Origin of the sequence: Paenibacillus sp. FSL L8-0333, assembly GCF_037965665.1 — a bacterium.
Taxonomy (GTDB): domain Bacteria; phylum Bacillota; class Bacilli; order Paenibacillales; family Paenibacillaceae; genus Paenibacillus_AQ; species Paenibacillus_AQ odorifer.
In genome coordinates, this window is sequence record NZ_CP150186.1 from 434522 (window position 1) to 451308 (window position 16787).

Genomic DNA, 16787 nt, shown 5'->3' on the forward strand with positions numbered 1-16787 from the left:
GGTTACCTTTTGCCCTCTGACGCCTGAACAGCTTTAGCAGGAATGGTAAGACGGTCTTTTGGCATGAGCAGTACAAAGACTAGACCGAGCACTGCAGGAATCAAAGCCCACATAAAGGTTTGTGCAATAGAGGTGGATAACGCACTTGATATTTTCTCTAATATTTCAGCAGGGATCTTCGCTCTTGCTTCAGGTGTTAACGCAGCGCGTGGATCTCCGAAGGCTGCTGACTGTTCACTACCGCCAAAAGCATCGCTTAGACTGTTAGTAAAGCTATTCCGCTGAATAATCCCGAAGATCGTAATTCCCAGCGTCATTCCAAGGGAGCGCATGAAGGTACTGGTTGATGTTGCCGACCCCCGTTGGCGCATATCGAAATTATGGATAGCTGCCATGCTCAGCACGGAGAAGGAAAAGCCTACGCCGAACCCAGTCAGAGCCATAAATACATTAAGCATGAGGCGGGAGGTATCTGGTGATAAAGTGCTTAGGCTGTAGACCCCTGCGACAAAGCAGACTGCGGATAGGATCATAATGTTGCGGAAGCTGGTTTTTGTTGTAAGCAGCCCCCCGGTCTGACTGCCAACGACCGTACCGATCATCATCGGCATAAGGATCAGCCCTGAGTTCGTAGCTGAGCCGCCAAATACACCCTGCACAAAGATAGGGATATAAATAGTAGCTACAATAAAAGCAGAACCATAAAATAAGCTGGTCACGCTGCTTGTTGCAAACAACCGTTTGCGGAACATAGCGAACGAGATCACAGGTTCAGCAGCTACTCTCTCAATAAGGATAAACGCCAGCAAGAGAACAGCAAAACCTACGAATAAGCCAAGGATGGCACTGGAATCCCAAGCATATTGATTACCACCAAGTTCCAGAGCGAACATTAGGCAGATAATCGCGCCAACCAGAGTGAAGGCTCCGCCCCAGTCAATGCGCTGTTTAGCGTGGGAGATCGACTCCTTATAAGAAGTTGCAATCAGGAACAGTGCAATAATTCCTAGCGGCAGGTTAATGTAGAATACCCACTGCCAACCAACATAGTCGGTAATATAGGCACCGAGTAAAGGTCCAAGTACACTGGAAATTCCGAAGACGGCTCCAAAGAGACCGGTCAATTTCCCTCTTTTTTCAGGCGGGTAAATGTCGAAAACGATGGTGAAGGCGATTGGCATTAGTGCACCGCCGCCGATCCCTTGAATGGCACGGTAAATGCTGAGCTGTGTGATACTGGTGGCAGTACCGCACAGAGCCGAGCCAATCAGGAATACAATCAATCCGAAAATGAAAAAACGTTTACGTCCGTACATATCAGAGAGCTTGCCGAAGATAGGGGTTCCGGCCATTACCATTACCATGTAAGCCGAGGTGACCCATACGATTTTATCCAGACCGCCGAGATCTGAGACTATCGTTCCCATAGCTGAAGCTACAATGGTATTGTCCATTGCGGACATAAGAATACCAAGCAGCAGGCCAACTACTACGAGTTTAAGATTACTTTCTTTAGTATGCATGCTTCGCAGCTCCTTCTTCTAAATAGTGATAGTTCTGTTCGAAAAATGTTCATAATTGGAAGCAAAATTTATTATATTCAAATTTGAATAGGGAGGCAATAGTTTTTTTGGAAAATAGAGATGTATAGCCAACCATAGAAGAATACGGCGGTAATAAAGGGACAAACTACCGGTGGAGATCATCTGTGGATGAATTAGGAATGCCTCTTGACATACCCTACGGGGGTATATTATATTATAACCAAGGAGGCTGATTCTTATGTCTACTGCCAAGAAAGAGCAAGCTGCAGAATCCTGCGACATAAATTGTCATTCTTCATCATCAGGAGAACGAAAAAGTCATCATTCGGCAGAATTCAAGAATAACTTGAATACGCGCCTCAACCGGATTGAAGGCCAGATCCGCGGGGTAAAGGGTATGATTGAGCGGGATACCTATTGTGATGATGTGCTCAACCAGCTCGCAGCGGTACAGGCGGCGTTAAATGGTGTCGGTAAGTTGCTGCTAGAAGGGCATATGAAAAGTTGCATTGTTGAGCGAATCGAAGCTGGCGAACATGAGGTTATCGACGAGCTCCTAATTACGGTTAACAAATTAATGAAATAATAAGCTAATGCTTCTAGAGCATAGCTTCACAACATTTATTGGAGGTTATATTAATGTCAAACGCTACATTAAACGTTGAAGGAATGTCTTGTGGTCACTGTGTTAACTCCGTAGAGAAAGCCGTAGGCAATCTTGGAGCAACAGCTAAAGTTGATCTTGCTGCTAAGAAAGTTTCCGTCGAGTATGATGAGAACAAAGTAAGCCTTGGCGCGATTAAAGAAGCGATTGAAGATCAAGGGTATGACGTAGTTTAGTTTGAAGCACAGTAATAAGGCTTGGAGTGATATGGGGAAGCAACCCGAAGCTCCAATGCCTTTTCTTTTAGAAATTATCATACCCTATAGGGGTATGTGGAGGCGTGGAAATCATGGATAAAACCAAAACAACAACTTCACCAAACGAACAGCAGGCAACTGTACAGATTACAGGGATGACTTGTTCCGCTTGTGCAACCCGGATTGAGAAAGGTTTGTCCCGAATGGACGGCGTATCTCGTGCGAATGTGAATCTAGCCTTGGAACAGGCTACTGTTGGATTTGATCCGACAGTATCAGGGTTGCCACAAATTGAAGATAAAATCCGTTCTCTTGGTTATGACACTATTAAAGAATCTGCGGATTTTGATATATCGGGGATGACCTGTGCTGCTTGTTCCTCACGGATTGAAAAAGTGTTGAGCCGTACACCGGGCATAGCAGCAGTTAATGTGAATTTGGCGCTGGAAACAGCACATGTAGAATATACACCCGGTAATATCAGTCCAAGGGAGATCATGGAGAAGGTAAGCAGTATCGGCTATAAAGCTTCTCTTAAAGAAGACCGCAAGGATCATGTGGATCGTCGTGGAAAAGAAATTCAGCATAAAAAGTGGAAATGGATCATTTCTGCAATTCTTTCGTTCCCATTGTTATGGGCGATGGCGGGTCATTTCTCCTTCACCGGCTGGATTCCAACACCGGATATATTTATGAATCCTTGGTTCCAGCTTGTTCTGGCTACCCCTGTGCAATTTATCATCGGTTGGCAGTTCTACGTCGGTGCTTATAAAGCCCTTCGTAACCGGAGTGCCAATATGGATGTGTTGGTCGTATTAGGGACGTCGGCAGCTTATTTCTACAGTCTTTATCTGACCATTGATTCCTTAAGCATGAAGGGAATGAATCATACTGTAGAAATGTATTATGAGACGAGTGCTGTACTCATTACACTTATCCTTGTCGGTAAATGGTTTGAGGCGCTGGCGAAAGGCCGTTCCTCTGACGCAATCAAAAGCTTAATGGGGCTTCAGGCAAAAACCGCCCTCGTAATTCGGGATGGGCAAGAAATGAATATCCCGACAGATGAAGTCATTCCTGGCGATATTGTATTGGTGAAGCCCGGTACTAAGGTGCCTGTGGATGGCGAAGTTGTCGAGGGATCTTCTTCTGTGGATGAGTCGATGTTGACCGGGGAAAGTATTCCTGTGGAGAAAAAACCAGGGGATACCGTGATCGGTGCCACTATGAATAAGAATGGTATCTTGAGAATCAAAGCAAATAAAGTGGGTCGCGACACTGCGCTGGCTCAAATTATCCGAGTAGTGGAGGAAGCTCAAGGCTCCAAAGCTCCGATTCAACGGATTGCCGATGTAATCTCAGGGATTTTTGTGCCGATTGTTGTGGGTATTGCTGTGATAACGTTTCTGATCTGGTATTTCTGGGCAGCCCCTGGCCAGTTCGCTGATGCCCTCGAAAAAGCTATTGCAGTGCTCGTAATCGCTTGTCCATGTGCGCTAGGTCTGGCAACGCCAACCTCCATTATGGCAGGATCGGGCCGGGCAGCAGAGCTTGGAATCCTCTTCAAGGGTGGGGAGCATTTAGAGGGAGCGCAAGGGATCCAGACCGTTGTGCTAGATAAAACAGGTACAGTGACGAATGGTAAACCCGTGCTTACCGATGTTGTGACTACTACTGGAATTGCAGCTTATGGAAAAGAAAACGCGGAAAACCGTTTGTTAGCTTTAACTGCAGCCGCCGAAAAGCTATCAGAGCATCCACTTGCGGAAGCTATTGTTGCTGGCGCCGCTGATAGAGGTTTGGCTTTGCCTACTGCTGAGCAGTTTGATAATGTGCCCGGACGTGGAATTATGGCGGTTATCTCTGATCAGCAGGTTATGGTAGGCACACGGCGGATGATGGAAGATCATCAGCTCGATATCACAGAATGGACTCCAATTATGAAGAAGCTGGAGGAGTCGGGAAAGACAGCTATGCTAGTAGCGGTAGAGGGAGAAATCGCTGGAATTGTGGCCGTTGCTGATACGATTAAACCGACCTCAAAAGCGGCTGTAGCCGCGCTTCATGATATGGGTATTGAAGTCGTTATGATCACTGGTGACAATAAAATTACAGCTGAGGCTATTGCGAAGCAGGCAGGGATCGAAAAAGTGTTAGCAGAGGTTCTGCCAGAGGGCAAAGCTGAAGAGGTTCGCAAGCTCCAGCAAAATGGGACTAAGGTTGCCATGGTTGGGGATGGGATCAACGATGCTCCGGCACTGGCTACTGCCGATACGGGTATGGCGATTGGGACAGGAACGGATGTAGCTATGGAAGCAGCAGATATTACGCTGATGCGCGGGGATTTGAAGAGTATTCCTGATGCGATTATGATGAGCCGCAAAACGATGAGAAATATTAAACAAAATTTGTTCTGGGCGCTTGCTTACAATACAATAGGAATACCGATTGCTGCACTTGGGTTTCTAGCCCCATGGCTGGCAGGAGCTGCGATGGCATTTAGCTCCGTGTCTGTTGTCTTGAATGCACTTCGGCTACAGCGGGTAAAGCTGTAATATCACCATCACTATTTAGGGAGTGGCCACAGTGCAAGTAAATAACGATACAATTTCTCTGTTAATGAAACATGCATCTGTCCGCAAGTTTCGGGATAAGCCAGTAAGTGAAGATCAGCTTAGCGCTATTATTGGAGCAGCTCAGATGGCTTCAACCTCAAGCAATGTTCAGGCCTATAGTGTTATTGCAGTTACTGACCCGGCACTAAAGACGGAGCTTGCGGGATTAGCGGGCAATCAGGCTTATATAGAACAATGCCCAGTGTTTTTGGTCTGGTGCGCTGATCTGTATCGGCTGCGCGAGGTGACGAAACCTCATTTGCAGGGAGAGACTTCTTATGAAGATTCTGCTGAGAACCTGATTGTAGCTACCGTTGATGTTGCGCTTGCTGCACAGAATGCTGCAGTGGCTGCGGAATCATTAGGACTTGGAATTGTATATATCGGTGGAATCCGTAACCGGATCGCTGAGGTATCGGAATTGCTGGGACTGCCTGAATTGGTCTACCCGATATTTGGGATGTGTGTGGGTTATCCTGACGGAGCTTCGGGCCTGCGTCCGCGGCTTCCACTAGAGGCTGTTCTGCATCGTAATCGCTACAATGCGGAAACCACTGTGGAGCAGGTCAAAACTTACGATAAAGTCTCCTCAGACTATATGCGTGAGCGGACCCACGGCGCCAAAGACACCCCTTGGTCGGCCATTATGGCAGAGCGATTGGCACAGCCAGCACGGCTGCATATGAAGGAGTTCCTGCTGGAAAAAGGATTCCTTCGAAGATAACTAAACTTTCTTCACCTAAAGAGGCTGCCTTATTAGTAGTTCATTCTACTGATAGGGCAGCCTCTCTTTTTTATTCGGAGCCAGGAAGGTGACAGTTGTCATCTTAAAGAAATGACAGTCCATACTAATGTCATTTCTTCTTTTTCCATATGATTGAAATAGATCAAACGCATTCGGAAGCGGAGGGATTACGTTATGGATAATATTATAGAAATGCACGGGGTCAGCAAAATATATAAGGATAAAAAGGCCGTAGATAATATCACCTTTAACATTGCTAAAGGTTCGATTACAGCTATTCTAGGACCGAACGGAGCGGGTAAAACAACGGCATTAGGCATGCTGCTGGGGCTAATAGAGCCTACCGAGGGTACAGTGGAGTTGTTCGGGCGTCATCCGAAGGATAAAGCAGTACGTGAAAAGACTGGAGCGATGCTGCAGGAAGTAAGTGTAATGGATCGGCTAAAGGTGCGGGAGATCATTGATCTGATCCGCAGCTATTATCCAAAGTCTATGGATATGGAGTTTCTAATTAAGGCTACTGGACTTGCGCCAGCCGATTTGAATAGATACGCCGAGAAGCTCTCGGGCGGTCAAAAGCGTAGTTTGGGTTTTGCGCTAGCCCTCGCGGGTAATCCGGAGCTGATCTTTTTCGATGAACCTACAGTCGGACTTGATATTACTTCCCGGCGGCGGTTCTGGGAAACGGTTCGTGGACTTGCGGAGCAAGGAAAAACGATTGTGTTCACGACCCATTATTTGCAGGAAGCAGAAGATATCGCGGATCGTATTCTGTTATTCAGTAAAGGCCACTTAGTTGCGGACGGAAGTCCAGATGAGATTAAATCGCGGATTGTGAAGCGTTCCGTGTCCTTCCTGCCTGTGGGTGATCGCTCGCAATTGCGCAGAAACCTGCTAGAACTAGCTGCTATAGAGGATTGTTATGAAAAAGATGGCCGCATTCATGTGACCACAGAGGATACAGATGAAGCGCTTAAAGCGATTTTTGTGGCTGGACTTCCCGTGAAGGATGTTCGAATTGATCAGGGACGTTTGGATGAGGCTTTTGAACAATTGACCATGAACCAAGAGGAGGCTGTCTAACCATGAGACTAATTACTGTACAGTGTAAAGCAGAAATGCTGCGGATCATCCGTAATCCCTATTATGTGTTCTGGTCTTTGCTCATGCCCATCATGTTCTATTTCATCTTCACCCGGGTGGTCAATACAGGCAGCGATGACCTAACGTGGCGTGCTCATTATTTAATGTCTATGGCGACCTTCAGTGTAATGGGCTCAGCCATTATGACGCTTGGCATCCGGTTGGTGCAAGAGCGAACACAAGGCTGGACCACCTTTATTCGGATTACACCGCTGCCGGGTTCGATCTATTTTTTCGGAAAAATGTTCGGACAGACGATGATGCATCTGTTTTCGGTCATTTGTATTTTTATCGCAGGCTATTTAATCAATGGCGTCTCTTTATCCGCGGGTCAATGGGTGCTTAGCGGGCTGTGGATCCTGATCGGTTCTCTACCATTTTTAGCGATTGGTACGCTTGTAGGTGCTATGAAACGGGTGGATACAGCCAGTGGAGTCAGCAACGTGATTTATATGGCTCTTGCTGTAGCAGGGGGCATGTGGATGCCGATTGAGATTCTTCCACGATTAATGCAGCGGATTGGTCATTGGTTGCCTTCCTATAACTATGGGAATGGAGCCTGGGAGATCGTTCGTGGATCAGCTCCGACGTGGAGTAATGTCTTGATTTTGCTCGGATATTTGGTAGTTTTTATGTTACTATCGGTCTATATTCGAAAAAAACAGGAAGCGGTGTGAATGAATGGCTGAGCGTGCGAAGTTCCGGTTATTTCCACAAAAACAGGGTTTTTTCCCTTTTGTATGGGCTGTTTATCTGGTTTTGCCCATCCTGAATTTGCGCGGGGAGACTGGAATGAAGCTCATTCTGGGCGGGATTATGATAGCGGTATTTGCCCTCAGCTATCGCCAGCTGTATTGGGTGCGGGGTGGAGTGTTTAATGTTTGGTTAATTATTCAAATGTTGATCATCGTGGTGCTTAGTGTGTTCTATACCCCCTATAATCTGTACATGGGCTTTTTCACCGCAAATTTTATCGCATATTATACGGAGAATAAAGGTTTCAAAATTGCATTTACTTCTTTTGTGATCATGATCCTTTCGGTGCTGGTCTTAGTGGGTCGTGGGATGGAGTGGGGAAGTGTGATATTTTTAGCTCCGTTTATTGTTATTATGTTGATTAGTCCGTTCGGAGTGAGGTCCATGAATCGGAATCAGAAGCTGGAGAAAGAGCTGGATCAAGCGAATGAGGTAATTAAAGAGCTGGTGAAGCGTGAGGAACGAATGCGAATCGCCCGTGACCTGCATGATACCCTTGGCCATACCTTGTCCTTGATTACGTTAAAGAGCCAACTCGTAGAGAAGCTGGTGACGAAAAATACGGAGCGAGCCCAAGAGGAAGCGCGGGAAATCCAGCGCACTTCACGGGCTGCGCTCCGTCAAGTGCGTGAGCTAGTGTCGGAAATGCGTGCGGTCTCAGTAGCAGAGGAACTGGCTGAAGCTGGAGAGATGCTGCGGACGGCAGAGATCGCCTTAGAAGTGGAAGGGGATATCTCTCTGGAGGGGGTATCCGACCTGACGCAAAATATCCTCAGCCTCTGTATCAAAGAAGCGGTGACTAATATCGTGAAGCATAGCAGAGCGGATAAATGCTTCATAGGAGTGGCAAAGCTGGCTGGAGAAGTGCGAATTACCGTTAAAGATAACGGCATTGGCCTACAGCACGGGGAGAAAGGGAACGGCGGGCTTAGCGATGGAAATGGCATGAAGGGGATGGCGGAGCGCCTATCCCTGATTGATGGCTCCCTGTCGCTAAGCTCAGCTGAGGGTCAGGGAGCTAAGCTGATCGTTGCCATCCCGCTAATCGTAAAAGATGCACAAGGGGGTGAGACTGCATGATAAGCATTGTTATAGCGGAGGATCAACGTCTGCTTCGGGGAGCGATGGCTTCTTTGCTGGATCTTGAAGACGATATCGAAGTAGTCGGAGAAGCTTGTGATGGGGCGGAGGCGTTAGCTTTAATCGACAAGCTTCAGCCGGATGTCTGTCTCATGGACATTGAAATGCCGTTCAAGAGCGGGCTGGAGGTTGCAGAAATATTGCGGAGTAAGGGTTGTCCGACCCGTATTATTATTTTGACTACCTTTGCCCGTCCGGGATATTTTGAGCGTGGAGTAAAGGCTGGTATTCAAGGGTATTTGTTGAAGGACGAGCCTGTAGATAAGCTAGCTGAATCTATTCGTCGTGTCATGGCTGGACATCGGGAGGTATCTCCGGAGTTAGTCTTTGGCAGTTTGCGGGAGGAGAATCCATTAACAGCACGGGAGCGAGAGATTTTAAAACTGGCTGGAGAAGGGCAAACCGCGAGCGAGATAGCCTTTTCGCTGCATCTGTCTTACGGCACTGTCCGCAATTACATCTCTGAAATACTCAACAAGCTGGAAGTGAAAAGCCGGATTGAGGCGGTACGGCTGGCGGAAGAAAAAGGCTGGATTTGAGGGGAGAAGGGTATTGTTATGCAAATATTTCTGATTCGTCATGGTGATCCGGACTATTCCATAGATAATCTAACGGAATTCGGGCATCAGGAAGCAGCAGCGGCATTGGGAAAACGCATGGCATCTATCGGTCTGGTTGAATTATATGCTTCACCATTGGGGTATGAACTATCGCCCAAGGGGATTAATGGGTAATCATGTTTAAGGTGACTGATTAAGAGCGAGCTAGGATATTGTCTATGAAGTGAAAGGCCATCCCGCAGAGGATGGCCTTTTTTTTAAATACAACAAGAACGTATAAGTTCGGCACGATACATTACCTTCTATTTCTCGCATAAGCGCTTACCGTTCTTTAGGGACATCGAAGGCACTTTTGCTTGCATATAAGAATCGTGCCCCTTGCCCAGTTCCTGATTTCCACTTGCTATTGTACTAACGGACTTAGATGCAGCTATTTGTACATTTTAAGCCTTTTGGAGGAAGTTGTGGACTCGAGAGATCTTATTTTCCATAAATGGAGGGAATATCGTGCTATTTTAGTGATATAAAGTCTCTGAAGTCCGTTAGCATCCCAGAACAGCGAAATAGTTACGAATAAGGGCTGTGGTGTCCGAACGCAATTCTGAATTCTGCTCGCAATAAAGCTACATTGGCAGATAGCAGCAGCTTTTCATGAAATGGTCGACTCATTTTAGTTTTGAGCCTACTCTATCTGAAATTCCACTCTTCACCGTGGATTTAATTTCACCTGTGAACCTTTGCCGCCTGTCTGTATGCCCGTTTCCTTCGTTCCAACGTCCTTCAAGTCAGTCACTAGTCGCTCCAATACGGCCTTGGAGGCAGCCGCTTCTTTGGCGCCGGATGCCTTCACGACTAATTGCACCGGCTTGCCGGAGCGGAGATGCTTATCAGCCTGACGGAGCTTAGTATCGTAGTCGTGCTCTTCAATATGAGCAGTAAAGCGGAGTTCTTTGACCTTCTCCTTGCTGCCGCCCTTTGCAGCTGAACCCCCACTGGCCTTGCGTGCTGAGGCTGCTTCTTTCTGCGCGGCCGCTTTTGCTTTGCCTTTTGCAGTTAGGCTGCAGGGCGGTGGGCTGCTCATTAGCGAGGTGCATACCAGATCAGCACCTGCTGATCTGGCCATGGCCAGCGCCTCTTCCCGGGAGACGATACCCAGCTTCTCACCCCTAAGTCCTGTAAGGACTACTTCGGATGCTCTGATTTGTTCATTGATTAATACTGCCACTTCTATGAATCCTCCCCTGATAACGATGATAAAGCTATCATATATGGAACTAGCTTGAGGTTCAAATGTGGAGCGTAGGATTAGCGTTACTAATCCTCTCAATTTCTTCTTTTATGATTTTTAGGATTAGTTTTTTAGATGATGTTGCTAGATATTCTCGGTTGCGCCGCTGCAATATACCTACTTGTATGAACGGTTCGCTTAGTGCAACATCTATTTTTACGATATCTGTCATTAAAGCTGTCGAATCAAGCACTACCCCTACCCCAGGGTTCTTTCTTACAAAATGAGGAATAGCAGAAATTTGGCTTATGGTGGATAAAGTGGGCTTTGATTCGAATCTCGAAAATTGCTTAGCTAACCGAAGGTAATATAAGCAAGTGCGCCCTCCAGCTATAATTGGATATTCAAGAATTTCTCGAAATGAAATATCGTCTCGTCCGCTTAAAGGATGATTTTCATCTACTATAAAAGCGATTTTCTCGTGATAGAGCGGTTCGAAATAAAAGAAAGACAGGTCGGACGGCTCACCGCAGATGGCGAAATCCAGCTCACTTTGGAGGACAAGCTGTGAGAGGGAATCAGTGTTACCCTGAATGAAGTTACATGCCATCTTTGGTTTTTGCTCCTGAAACTTTCGCAAGGCGTTCGGTAGGACGGATTCCATCATGGATTCAATGCCTCCGATATGAAGTGTGCCAATTTCGTCATGCTGTAAAGCCTTGGTGAGTTCTGATACATAGTTCCAATGTTGAATAAGGTTATCGATTTCCCCTGCAAAAACTTGCCCAGCACTTGTCAGTTCTACTTCCCAGCCTCTGTGAAAGAGTTGTATGCCCAGTTCTTTTTCAAGTCGTTGAATTTGGTTGGTAATGGTAGACTGCGCATAATTCAACTTCTCGGCAGCGCGTGAGAAAGTGCCTTCTTGAAGAATGGTCTTAAAAGCCATCAGTTCTTTTAGATCCATCGATTGTCACCTCTATCGGTATAATTGATTAAGATTATTATCTTATTCAATTATATAAATCAAAATACTGAGAGTACAATAAAAGAATTCCAAAGAAGGAGTGAATTAAAATGCCTTTCATTAGAGTCAGTTATCTGGAGCAACAATACGACATTCATCAGCTAGAAGGAATATGCAGAGCGATTATGAGCGCGTTAATTCAGCATTTCCATGTACCGGAGGATGATATGTTTCAGGTTTTTCATGCGCATAAAGCGGGGGAATATTTTTATAGTAAAGATTATTTAAATATTGAACGAAGCGACGGACTGATATATATCCAAGTTACGCTAAAATCCGGAAGATCAACGGAACAGAAGAAAAGCTTTTACGCGAGGCTAGCCGAGGAATTATCGATGACGCTAAACATCAGAAAAGAAGATATATTCATTGTGCTCGTCGATACGGAATTCGAAGATTGGTCGTTTGGTAACGGTGTTGCTCAAATGCTACAACCTCCGGTTAGGGAGGCGTAATATGGCGCATCAGAAAATCGCCACAAATGTACGGGAATCGTTAGGCGAGTTCGCTCCGGCATTCGTCGAATACTCGGAAAATGTGTTGTTTGGGGACTTATGGAGACGTGAGCAATTATCACTTCGGGATCGTAGCATGATTACGATTTCTGCCTTGGTGATGGGGGGCATGACGGAACAACTCCCCTATCATCTGCGCTTGGCTTTAGAGAACGGCTTACAACTTGAAGAAATCGTGGAGGCTATCACCCACCTTTCTTTTTATGTAGGTTGGCCGCGAGCCTCTTCAGCTCTAGAGGTTGCAAAGGATGTAATAGGAAAAAATAAATAACGTCTAACTTTTCAATCCCATCCGTAACCTTTAGGAACTTCATTGGCACTTGTATATAATACGGAAGAAGGGAGCGGGGGAGAAAATGCTTCAGTATATCGAAGAGGCTAAACAAGGAGACCGACAAGCTTTTGAACAGATTGTTAGGCACTTTACACCGATGGCCAATGCAGTTGCGTTCGAAAAGCTGCGTGACTATCAATTAGCGGAAGATGCTGTGCAGGAAGCTTTCACAGAAGCCTTTTTGCATTTGAATAAATTACGAGCAGTAGAGGCATTCCCGGGCTGGTTTAAAGCTATTGTGGTGCGGCAATGTTATCGCATCTTGCGAAGAAAGCAGCATCCTGCATTACCCTACGATGAAGCTGCGCAAGCGACAGAATCTTCATTTTCTATAGCAGATATTATTGAGAAAAAGGAAACCCAGCGGCTGGTTCACGAGTCTATAGCTGCATTAACGTCCAATATGCGAATTGCTGTTCAATTATATTATTTTCAAGGCTACTCACTACAAGAGATTGCTGACTTTCTGGGGACTTCGGTTTCGGTATTGAAGAAGCGACTTTTTGATGCCCGCCGCAAACTGAAAGGTGCATTGCCTGTGGCAGATGTTCTTTCCGTATTCAACCATTTGTACGAAGGGGGAAAAGATGTGCTTCACATTGTAAATGGAGATGTAGTGGGAGAGAAGCTGCGGCAAGGAATCGTGAAAGGTGATGTACTAGTGTGGAGAGAGGTATATTCGCATGGGCCGGTATTTTTGGATCCTGCCGATGGAGATAACCGTGCAGTTCGAGCGCAATATTTGGAACAAACGATGGGAGTTCCGCAGAGGGAATTTATTGAAAATAGTGAGAGGCAAGAGAAGATTTTAGCTGATTTTCATAAATATGAAGAAGTGGTGTTATGGTTCGAGCATGATCTTTTCGATCAGACGATGCTCAGTTATTTACTCCATTGGTTCTCGAAGCAGAAAATATTAACCACCAAGCTAAGCTTACTATGCATTGGAGAATATCCGGGAATAAAGTTATTTCGAGGACTTGGACAACTTTCTATAGAGCAGATGGAAACATTATCAGGCACATGGAAGCTAATCGGAGCCAAAGAACTAGAAGCAGGTCAAGCACTCTGGGAAGCCTATGTATCACCGAATCCAGAATTGCTGCAACAACGATTAACTACCGATACATCGGCTTTGCCCTTTGCACATGACGCTTTTCAGGCGCATTTATCGCGCTTTCCCTCTACTACAAACGGACTTGGTATCGTAGAACAACTCACGCTGGAGATGATCTATGAGGGAATAAAATCACCCTATGAGCTGTTCAAAAATGTGGGTGATCAGCTTCATATCTTAGGAATGGGCGACTTGCAATATTGGCATATCCTAAGAAAGCTGGTACAAGGCCCGTACCCTTTGCTACAAACCCATGGATGCAATGAGTTCCCTGTTTATAACGATTCAGTAATGCAATTTAAAGACTGTGAGCTTGTATTAACAGAGCTAGGTAAGAGTGTAATAACTGGAAACGAAGACTGGGTGCAGAAGAATGGCAGCGATGAGTGGTTTGGAGGTGTACATCTGCAAGGATTGACTCTGCGCTGGCGGTGGAATCCGTTGGTCGGTGCGCTTCAGGATAGAAGTGCCGAGGCGTAATTTATTAATCTAAATGTTTGCTACACAAGGCATATTGAGCATAAAAAGACTTCCACTAACTTGGAGATACTCAAGCGCTCCAGAGGGGGAAGTCTTTTTTTGTTGTATCCATATATTATATGAATAGTAAATATAGTATATATCATCTATTTAAAGGGTGATTGATCTTTGTTGGAGAATATTATCTATAGAATAAATAGTGAAAGTATTCACTTGTTGATGTAAAGGGAGGAATATTCGTTACACGATAGGAGGATGATGTATCAATGTCCATACAGAATAAAACAGTAATGATAAGAATTGCAAAAGCGAATTTAAAAGCGGAAAAAACCAAAAATTATTTTGTAGGCAGTGTAATAGCTTTAGCTGCATTTTTATTAACTGTTGTAATGACCTTTGGTTATAATTCTTTTACTAACCTACAAAATGAGTCGAATTTCCAAGCTTTATTCTATAACCTCAATAACAATGAAATCTCACGATTGAAAGAAATAGAGGAAATTAATAAAATCGGACTCTATAAGGAAATAGGCAGAGAGAAAAAAGAAGAACGTTTATTGTCCATTCTCTACACGGATCCAGCCATGATGGATTTATCAAATGCCAATATCGTTCTGGGGAAATTTCCTACAAAAGAAAATGAAATTGCAATAGAAAAAGACTTTCAGTTATCCGATGATCGAAGCCTGGGGCTTGGCGATTCTATTTCTTTGCAATTTAGAAACAACGCCAGCAAAGAATTTCAAACCAGCCAATTTGTGATTACTGGAATTCTGCAAACAACCGCATCAGGTAACGAGAATCGAATCGGTTACAATGCTCTGGTATCAAGCGCGTTCGTTGAGGCGGATCCGTTTCTTTCCAAAGAGGATTACTCCGCGGCAATTAGCATCAACAATAGCAGCAGTTATTCTAACGAGGAACTGAAGTCAAAAATCAAAGAAATAGGGCAGCGAATGGGTATCCCTGAGAGAAATATTCAGATCAATAATGTGAATGTGGATAGTAATAATCTGTCAGGAAGCACTGTGATAACCATCCTGTCTATCATGCTGATTATCGTACTGGCTTGTTGGCTTGTCATCTACAATATCTTTTATATTTCAATTACTAAGCGAATTAAACAATACGGACAACTTAGAGCAATCGGTGCAACAAAAAAGCAGATAAAACAGCTTGTTCTATATGAAGGGAAAAATCTTTCAAGAAAATATATCCCTATTGGAGTTATCTTTGGATGTTTAATGAGCTGGATTTTAAGTGGCTTTCACTGGAATGCAGCTCCAAGTTTTTCACTTGCTTTTTTAGCAGGTTTGCTCACCAAAGTAACAGTTAGAGCTTCATTAAACGCACCATCTAAATTCGCATCAAGAATCTCCCCTATAACAGCGATTAGACATGTAGATGCCGATGTTAATACAAAAAAGGAGAAAAGAAACTCTAAAAGACTAACACCATTTTCTTTAGCTGCATTGAACTTATCAAGAAGCAGGAAAAAGACGGTGTTAACTTTGCTGTCTCTTTTTTTAAGCGGAACGCTATTTGTTTCCTTGGGGACATTGTTAAACTCGGTCGACCCAATCTCAAAAGCAGAGAAATATTTTCCAAATCATGGTCAGTTTGATATTCAAATTAATAATGATTTGTATTCTGAAACAACCTCATTAAGTGATCTTCAGACGGAAGGGCAACTATCTACTTCTTTAAAAAATAAAATCCTAGCTATAAATGAAGTTGAGGACGTAATCGAACATCAGTATATTGAAGCTGCTATCGAAGGAATAAAAACGGATGACGGGGCCGCGATAGTCAGTATTGAGAATATCCCTACGTTAAACAACGAAAGAGGGAGTAGTCATTTGGCTGAGGGGAAGATCCCGGATGTTGATTCATCGGATGCATCCTACATTCTTTTGAACAGCGCCAGTAGTGACTTAGATTATTACGGGGCTCATTACGCTGTCGGTGATCATATTTCATTCATAATTGCTAATGATCAGGAGAAGGCCAAACATGATTTTGAGATCATTGGAGATATTCCGGATAAGAATTCAGGAACTTCATTTTATCTTCCACCCAAAGTAATGCAAACTACAGCCCCTTTTAATAGCAATAAGAGCTACGAAGTTATTACTATGGATAAAGCGAATGAAGAGTTAATAAAGAGTGAGTTAGAGGGTATGATTCTCAATGAGGATACACTCAAATTATTGTCTTTTTCCGAAGTTGTGGAATCCAATAGAATTGCTTTTAGAACTATCACTATTTCAGTGTATAGTTTTATGGTTTTTATAGCAGTATTCAGTATGATCAATCTCTTGAACACCATAATCACCACTATTTCTGCAAGAAAAGGGGAGCTAGGCCTTATGCAAGCCATAGGAATGGGCCGAAAACAATTAATGGCTATGTTAACCTATGAAACAGGATTTTTAGTTGTCGGAAGCTTTACGATGGCTCTTGTTACGGGCAATCTAATGGGATACATGATAAGTAAGAGTGCGGGGAATATGGGGGGGCTTTCCTACATTCAATACCAATTCCCTTGGAGTGCTATTTTCCTGTATTTCTTGGTTATTTTACTTGTCCAGACTGGTATGGTTCAGTTTGTTAGACGAACAATATCGAAGCAGAGCATTATAGAGCAATTAAATTAACGATGCGGAAAGTTTAGCTATATTTAATAAATCCCTCGCCTTTATACGGGCCAAACGTGAAAATAAAT

At 44.5% G+C, this 16787-nt stretch carries 16 protein-coding genes; 13 read left to right on the forward strand and 3 right to left on the reverse strand.

Annotated features, from left to right (window positions below):
- Positions 1-2: 2 nt before the first annotated feature.
- Entirely contained in the window at positions 3-1523 is a 1521-nt protein-coding gene (locus NYE72_RS01925; protein WP_036682771.1) for an MDR family MFS transporter, read from the reverse strand.
- Positions 1524-1782: 259 nt separating this feature from the next.
- On the opposite strand from NYE72_RS01925, the gene NYE72_RS01930 reads away from it, so the two are divergent.
- The 9 genes from NYE72_RS01930 to NYE72_RS01970 all read left to right on the forward strand — a co-directional run bounded on the left by NYE72_RS01930 (position 1783) and on the right by NYE72_RS01970 (position 9538).
- A complete protein-coding gene (locus NYE72_RS01930) occupies positions 1783-2130 on the forward strand; it encodes a metal-sensitive transcriptional regulator (RefSeq protein ID WP_051491259.1) in 348 nt (115 codons plus the stop codon).
- A gap of 53 nt (positions 2131-2183) precedes the next feature.
- A complete protein-coding gene (copZ, locus tag NYE72_RS01935) occupies positions 2184-2384 on the forward strand; it encodes a copper chaperone CopZ (RefSeq protein ID WP_036682768.1) in 201 nt (66 codons plus the stop codon).
- A gap of 113 nt (positions 2385-2497) precedes the next feature.
- Positions 2498-4960, forward strand: coding sequence for a heavy metal translocating P-type ATPase (locus tag NYE72_RS01940; protein WP_076275624.1), 2463 nt, complete (start codon positions 2498-2500; stop codon positions 4958-4960).
- A 31-nt stretch (positions 4961-4991) separates the two neighbouring features.
- A complete protein-coding gene (gene nfsA, locus NYE72_RS01945) occupies positions 4992-5744 on the forward strand; it encodes an oxygen-insensitive NADPH nitroreductase (protein ID WP_076275625.1) in 753 nt (250 codons plus the stop codon).
- Between the two features lie 195 nt (positions 5745-5939).
- Entirely contained in the window at positions 5940-6848 is a 909-nt protein-coding gene (locus NYE72_RS01950) for an ABC transporter ATP-binding protein (protein ID WP_038568382.1), read from the forward strand.
- A 2-nt stretch (positions 6849-6850) separates the two neighbouring features.
- Positions 6851-7585 carry an ABC transporter permease gene (locus NYE72_RS01955; RefSeq protein WP_036682760.1) on the forward strand — a complete coding sequence of 245 codons (735 nt, stop codon included), beginning with the start codon at positions 6851-6853 and terminating at the stop codon, positions 7583-7585.
- A 4-nt stretch (positions 7586-7589) separates the two neighbouring features.
- Positions 7590-8744 (forward strand): sensor histidine kinase, encoded by a 1155-nt coding sequence (locus NYE72_RS01960; RefSeq protein WP_038568385.1) that lies wholly within the window; start codon positions 7590-7592, stop codon positions 8742-8744.
- On the forward strand, positions 8741-9343 hold the full coding sequence (locus tag NYE72_RS01965) for a response regulator transcription factor (protein ID WP_036682756.1): 603 nt from the start codon (positions 8741-8743) through the stop codon (positions 9341-9343). Before NYE72_RS01960 ends, NYE72_RS01965 begins: the two co-directional genes overlap by 4 nt.
- 18 nt (positions 9344-9361) lie before the next feature.
- Positions 9362-9538, forward strand: a complete 177-nt coding sequence (locus NYE72_RS01970; protein ID WP_143758693.1) for a histidine phosphatase family protein — start codon at positions 9362-9364, stop codon at positions 9536-9538.
- Between the two features lie 532 nt (positions 9539-10070).
- Here NYE72_RS01970 and infC read toward each other — a convergent pair.
- Positions 10071-10589 carry a translation initiation factor IF-3 gene (infC, locus tag NYE72_RS01975; protein WP_038568388.1) on the reverse strand — a complete coding sequence of 173 codons (519 nt, stop codon included), beginning with the start codon at positions 10587-10589 and terminating at the stop codon, positions 10071-10073.
- Positions 10590-10650: 61 nt separating this feature from the next.
- Positions 10651-11556: a LysR family transcriptional regulator gene (locus NYE72_RS01980; protein ID WP_038568390.1), complete on the reverse strand. Its 906-nt coding sequence runs from the start codon at positions 11554-11556 to the stop codon at positions 10651-10653.
- A gap of 110 nt (positions 11557-11666) precedes the next feature.
- On the opposite strand from NYE72_RS01980, the gene NYE72_RS01985 reads away from it, so the two are divergent.
- The 4 genes from NYE72_RS01985 (at position 11667) to NYE72_RS02000 (ending at position 16719) form a co-directional block, all read left to right on the forward strand.
- A complete protein-coding gene (locus tag NYE72_RS01985; RefSeq protein ID WP_038568393.1) occupies positions 11667-12071 on the forward strand; it encodes a tautomerase family protein in 405 nt (134 codons plus the stop codon).
- Between the two features lies 1 nt (position 12072).
- Positions 12073-12402: a carboxymuconolactone decarboxylase family protein gene (locus NYE72_RS01990; protein WP_036682746.1), complete on the forward strand. Its 330-nt coding sequence runs from the start codon at positions 12073-12075 to the stop codon at positions 12400-12402.
- A gap of 85 nt (positions 12403-12487) precedes the next feature.
- The gene (locus NYE72_RS01995; RefSeq protein ID WP_339211190.1) at positions 12488-14062 is read left to right on the forward strand and encodes a sigma-70 family RNA polymerase sigma factor; all 1575 of its coding nucleotides are present in this window, start codon (positions 12488-12490) and stop codon (positions 14060-14062) included.
- A 266-nt stretch (positions 14063-14328) separates the two neighbouring features.
- Positions 14329-16719: an ABC transporter permease gene (locus tag NYE72_RS02000; RefSeq protein WP_339211192.1), complete on the forward strand. Its 2391-nt coding sequence runs from the start codon at positions 14329-14331 to the stop codon at positions 16717-16719.
- Positions 16720-16787: the final 68 nt, after the last annotated feature.